Source organism: Protofrankia sp. Cr2 (assembly GCF_963555885.1).
Lineage (GTDB): Bacteria > Actinomycetota > Actinomycetes > Frankiales > Frankiaceae > Protofrankia.
Genome location: NZ_CAUVXG010000054.1, coordinates 21,532 through 22,352 on the forward strand (window position 1 = coordinate 21,532; position 821 = coordinate 22,352).

General features: G+C 68.5%; 1 protein-coding gene. It reads left to right on the plus strand.

Annotated elements, in window-relative coordinates; all coding sequences use genetic code 11:
- Positions 1-668: GtrA family protein (locus U9978_RS19625; RefSeq protein WP_322762600.1), on the plus strand; the 668-nt coding region annotated here is incomplete at its 5' end.
- Between the last annotated feature and the right edge of the window lie 153 nt (positions 669-821).

The following is an 821-nucleotide window of genomic DNA, read 5'->3' on the forward strand; positions in this document are numbered from 1 at the left end:
TCCGGGTCGCCCGTCGGATCATCGCGGGCCGGGTCGGCGTGGATCTGCCACCACAGGTGCGTGCGGCCCGGCTGCCCGGCGGAATGGGCCGTCAGCTTCGGACGTTCGCGGCGATCGGGCTGTGTTCGACCCTGGCATACGTCCTGCTCTACGCGATGCTTCGGGAGGTCGAAACGTCGCCGCTGGCGGCCAACTTCGTCGCGTTGTTCATGACCGCCGTTGCCAACACCTGGGCGAACCGGCGGCTGACCTTCGGGCAGGTCGGAGGCGCTGGGGCGGTACGCCAGTTCGCCGAGTCGGGCGTCGTGTTCGGTGTCGGACTGGTGGTGTCGTCCGGCGGGCTCGGGTTGCTGCACCGGTTCTGGTCGTCGTCCGGCGTCGCCATCGAGATCATCACTGTGTTGTTCAGCAGTACGGTAGCGACAATCGTACGCTTCGTGCTGATGCGAGCCTGGGTCTTTCACCCCGCCCGTTCGTTGCGGACAGAGTCGTCGAAAGCTTCCCGGATCTCCCCTGTCGACGTCCCCGATCGGTTTCGCCGGTCCGGCGCAGACCCGGTCGGCTTCGCCGATGCGGTGCGGACCCCGTCGGCTTCGCCGATGCGGTGGGAACCCGGTGAGCCCACGAACCCTGGGGTCATGGACGGGCCACTGCCCGGGACCCGCTGAACCCGACCGGTCGCTGTCGTACCAGGATGCCGCTGAACAACGACGCCAGGCGGGATGCGGGGGGACGCGAGCCGGACAGACGTCGTTCATCGGCATCTTAGTGGTCGGCGCCGGAAGTTCGTCCAGGGTCTGCCGGCGCCAGGCGGCGCCTCA